The sequence below is a fragment of the Synechococcales cyanobacterium T60_A2020_003 genome, from assembly GCA_015272205.1.
Lineage (GTDB): Bacteria > Cyanobacteriota > Cyanobacteriia > RECH01 > RECH01 > JACYMB01.
On sequence record JACYMB010000184.1, the window covers coordinates 1 to 4,179 of the forward strand.

A 4,179-nucleotide genomic window follows, 5' to 3' on the forward strand; every position below is an offset into this window, starting at 1 on the left:
GACGCTTAGGGTAAGGTCAAGCGACGCAGGCGTTGCAGCCAATGGAGCAGCGGCAGGAGATGACGGTTGGGGTTGGGGTTTCGAAAACGGACTAGATGGAGACTGAACCCGATTTTCCCAATTAATATCTTGAAAAAACTGCTGCACCGTTGTTTTCAGCCAAGGGTTTACCCCTTCTGCTGAGCCGTTCCGTTGAATCAGTGTCATGGTACTCATCCCAATCTCTCCCCGGAGCGCAGCCGCTTCTCAATATCGCGAGCGGTCGCACCTTCGTTCAGCCAGAATGCCGCCGCATCGATGCGATCTTGACCGCCCAACAGGAATTTGCAGTAGGTTTCGCCCATTGAGTAGCACTGGATTTCAATGCAATTCAACTGCTTTTTCACCATTTCAGTAAAGAATCCGGCAAATAGTCCCGCGTAGATGTGGCAAACGGGCTTGCCCACGTCGCCTAGGGTGCGGGCAACGGCAGAGTCAAACAGGTTAATGAACATAAAGCCCTGTTTGCGATCGCCCATGTCAATTTCCCAGCGTCCCCAGCCCTGGGAGGTAAAGGGCCACCACCAAGTTTCCAACAAGAAGAGGAGATTGGCCTGACGGACATCCCGATCAAACTCTTCAGAAAACCATTTCTCGAAGAAGAAAGCGTCTTTCTTGCCCCATTCGCAGCCAATGGTGTACATAATGGCAGCCGATGCATTACCGACTTCTTCCTCTAGCCCTTCAATGAGGCCAATGATGAAGTCTTCACTGCTGAGCAGATTGCGGCTCCCATTCCAATCGGTAATGCTGCCATCCGTAGGGTTGAATTGAAAGAAATCGCGGAAGCCATAGTGATTATGCTTTTTGGGTTGTTTCGCCTTTAAGACGTGGCGATCGTTCGTGGTTGTAGCCATGATTATTGGTTTCGAAGGTGCGAGATAGGACTTGGAAGATGCGGAGGATTACCAGAGAACCGAATCCAGCCGACGCACAACATAGGCGTGAATCTAAAAAGAGTTAGGTTGCTGGGTTGCTGGAAAACCGAGCTTCTTATAGGCCGACCAACGTAGAAATCAGTGGTCTGAGGATGTCGGTAACCTTAACCATGCGGCCCTAGATCGATTCACACGGCATTAACGCAAAAACAGAACTACGATTAGCGTCGATAGACACTCTTTGCAGTTTGTTGATCTGGGGTAGCTGCAACCATTGGATCATCCGATCAATTAGCGGTGGCTGGTAGACAACATTTCATGTTGCTAAGTTCAATATTCCCAGGGTGGCGGCGATCGCACCAACTGAACTTAAAACTTCGTCAATCTTAAGAATTTATGAGCACCTCTTGATCTTGTCCCGTCCTTCCCGACGGTTTATAAAAAACAGGACTTACGCACTACGTGCGGCGTCCTGACTCTTTCGGGCGATTTTGCGTGGGTGTACCCGCGCAAAATCGCCCAACTGCGTAAGTCCTAAAAAATATGAAATTGATTTTTCTCAGACCCAGAAAGTCAATTTTATCCCTTGGCTTGGATGATCTAGGAACCGTAGGTAACCATAATCAGTTCGCGCTGTTTCGCCTCTAACTCCCATGGCTGAAATAGCGCGATCGCCTATTCAAAAACGAAGTAATCTCTATTCTCTAAACCCCTGCTACAGAGGGAGAGAGTGGGTGGGGAACCGTGTTCCCTGATGGGGCAAAGCCTCCTGAACCCCCATCTGTAACAACAATTTTTGAAAGAGCGATAACGGCAGGACTCACTTGAGCGAAGGTGCCTATTCTGCAATCCCCTATGGGTTGGTAGATACATCGGAGCGATGCACACTTCACTTGATTACAGACCTCTGATCTAGCGGCAGTAGGACTGAACCAGCACCCTTATTGAAGCCACAATTATGAAACCCTGACACCTAACCTCGTGCTTTGTCAAAACATAATTTTAGGGTGACTCTCTGGGCTCGTAGTCGGCGCTTTAGCGCTGAAGCGCTCACTACAAACCCTAATTTTTAGGGTTGACGCAATACTAGGCTGCCACTGCACTTAACGTTGAGCGGGTTAATTCTAGAACTGGCAACACTAAGCTTGCCTCATCAGGAGCTAGATGTCGTTGCATCACCTCTTGCATCACCAGGTAGGTGGCATCGCAACTACGCTGAGCATTGAAGGCACGCATAATAGTTTGGAACCACAGCAGAAAGCGTTCGTGGAACGTTTCTGTATCGCCTGTCAGCACCGCTACGGACACGTAACGCAGTACCCGAATCGTATCCTGCTTCCACTTAGCCGATAGATCGTGATCGCCACGCATGAGCAACGCTGGATCGTGCGATCGCAATTGCTGATAAACATCCTGAACAATACGAGCCTCAATGGCTTGCAGTTTTCGATAAACCCGCAAGCGGAGAGCATAGGACTGAGCGTATGTCTCTAAAAACTGCAATTCCACATCTCGTGCATAGCGACCATCGGTTTCCAGAATCAAACGTTCTACCTGGCTTAGCATAAACTCTCCACAGCATTGATGATAAACTTATGTTGAGCATATCTATTGCGAAATATGAAGACCTCGGTAAATACGCTGGTTTATTCAAGAAAACTCTACACAAATGTAGGTTTTTATCGAAAAAGACTCTTTTCTCTACGTTGATGTTAATTCCAACGGTTTGGGTTATAAAGGGGGCTCTGATTGACTTGTATATTGGATTTTTAGGATGCAGTTGATAGAGCCATTTGCTTCGATCGAAACTGGGGATCTTGGTGCTCTTTGAGGGCAATTTTGAGTGTTGCGGTTTCAGTGGATCCGTAACTGTCATTTCGGAAATTGAATCAGGGAGTTTTGCCTCCGGTCGGGGAATATGCCCCGACCTCTCCAGGGCTATAGCAGTTTTTTGGAGAATTGGTATCAGGCAAAAACGTTCCATCCCGAGTTAATGGCCGCTCCCACAAGGGGATGCGGTCTCCCGGAGGTCTTTATGAACCAGGGTCTAGCGTCTAGGCATCCGTAGTATTAGTCAAAAACTCGCCAACACGGAAGCTCGGTGTATTTTCCAACTGTTTCATGGTGGAACGGGTAATAAGTTTGCCCTCCTCCACCAGAACTTCACCAGTAATGGGGTGGAGTAGATTTTGCTCGGCACGGCGGCCAATCAACGCCTCAATATCTTGCAGAGAGTTGACGTACATACCAGGAGGCAGTTCAACCACCACACCATTGGCCAACACCCGAGCCTGACAGGCCAAGCGAGAGTTGGGTTTGCAGGAGGTAATCACTTCTAGCGTGCGCTGTTCACGACGCGCCATGGGGGATAGAGCCTCCATCCCGTCCTGGACGTAGATGTGGCATGTGGCACACATGCCGCGACCACCGCATTCTTTTAACACATCTAGCTCTTTGTTGAGCAACACGGAAAGGAGGTTGCCATTGGTTTCAACCGAGGTTTGTTGTCCAATGGGTTCTAGTTTGACAATCTTAGCCATGAATTTGGAAATCTCCTGAAGTAGTGGGTCTATGGGGATTGGGAGAACAGTAGCGATTTTTGACGTTCGTCTAAATCAATTTGCTGAATTAAGTTCGGGAAGTCCCGAATGACGATAGAGCATCGCTTGGTGAACGCGGTAATCCATTGCTGAACAGCCTGTTGTTGGGCGGTATCCAGTGCTTTAGATAGGGTACCCAATGTTGCACAGGTCACTTTACCAGTCCGCTCTATCTCAAATTGGGTTAACCAGTCCACAGCCGGACGGCTGGATTTGAGATAGTTGGAAACAACAGTTGCCCCTAGGTATTGCTGAGTGAATTGGCTAATCTGATTCAGCGCATTTAGCACATCTTGACCGCTGATCGATACAGACGTTGGCTGTGGACGGGATGTGACCCTAGATGCATCGCCTGCAGTGGCTTGAGCAACTGGTTGGCGAGTGCCATTCTTGGACACCCCGGTAGATGCAGCAGCAGGCTGGGCGCTGACCCCCAGTCCGGGCTGAGTGCGATAGCTTTGCCCCGTGAGGGTCGCTGTTCCGGCAAACAGACGAAACGTGGCGATCGCATTGGCATAATCGGTTTGGAGTTCATCTTTGAGTTTGGCGATCGCCTGGACAAAGCTAGAGTGAACTAGACCATCTCGAGTAAGTACGACGAGCAAAAGTACCTGGTCACCGCAATAAGAATTGTTAATGAGAATGGCTGAAGCAGCTACATT

Annotated in this window: 5 protein-coding genes; all 5 read right to left on the reverse strand. The window is 49.0% G+C overall.

What is annotated here, in order from left to right; all coding sequences use genetic code 11:
• On the reverse strand, positions 1 to 207 hold a 207-nt coding region (locus IGR76_09520), incomplete at its 3' end, for a hypothetical protein (GenBank protein MBF2078741.1).
• A gap of 5 nt (positions 208 to 212) precedes the next feature.
• Complete coding sequence (locus IGR76_09525) at positions 213 to 896, reverse strand: 4-vinyl reductase (protein MBF2078742.1); 684 nt, start codon at positions 894 to 896, stop codon at positions 213 to 215.
• A 1,107-nt stretch (positions 897 to 2,003) separates the two neighbouring features.
• Complete coding sequence (locus IGR76_09530) at positions 2,004 to 2,483, reverse strand: phycobilisome protein (GenBank protein MBF2078743.1); 480 nt, start codon at positions 2,481 to 2,483, stop codon at positions 2,004 to 2,006.
• A gap of 488 nt (positions 2,484 to 2,971) precedes the next feature.
• Positions 2,972 to 3,457 carry a 2Fe-2S iron-sulfur cluster binding domain-containing protein gene (locus IGR76_09535; GenBank protein MBF2078744.1) on the reverse strand — a complete coding sequence of 162 codons (486 nt, stop codon included), beginning with the start codon at positions 3,455 to 3,457 and terminating at the stop codon, positions 2,972 to 2,974.
• 29 nt (positions 3,458 to 3,486) lie between these two features.
• Positions 3,487 to 4,122 carry a hypothetical protein gene (locus tag IGR76_09540; GenBank protein MBF2078745.1) on the reverse strand — a complete coding sequence of 212 codons (636 nt, stop codon included), beginning with the start codon at positions 4,120 to 4,122 and terminating at the stop codon, positions 3,487 to 3,489.
• Between the last annotated feature and the right edge of the window lie 57 nt (positions 4,123 to 4,179).

Coding starts and splice junctions, on each gene's coding strand:
- IGR76_09525 (MBF2078742.1), bottom strand. CDS start 896: ATGGCTACAACCACGAACGATCGCCACGTCTTAAAGGCGAAACAACCC.
- IGR76_09530 (MBF2078743.1), bottom strand. CDS start 2,483: ATGCTAAGCCAGGTAGAACGTTTGATTCTGGAAACCGATGGTCGCTAT.
- IGR76_09535 (MBF2078744.1), bottom strand. CDS start 3,457: ATGGCTAAGATTGTCAAACTAGAACCCATTGGACAACAAACCTCGGTT.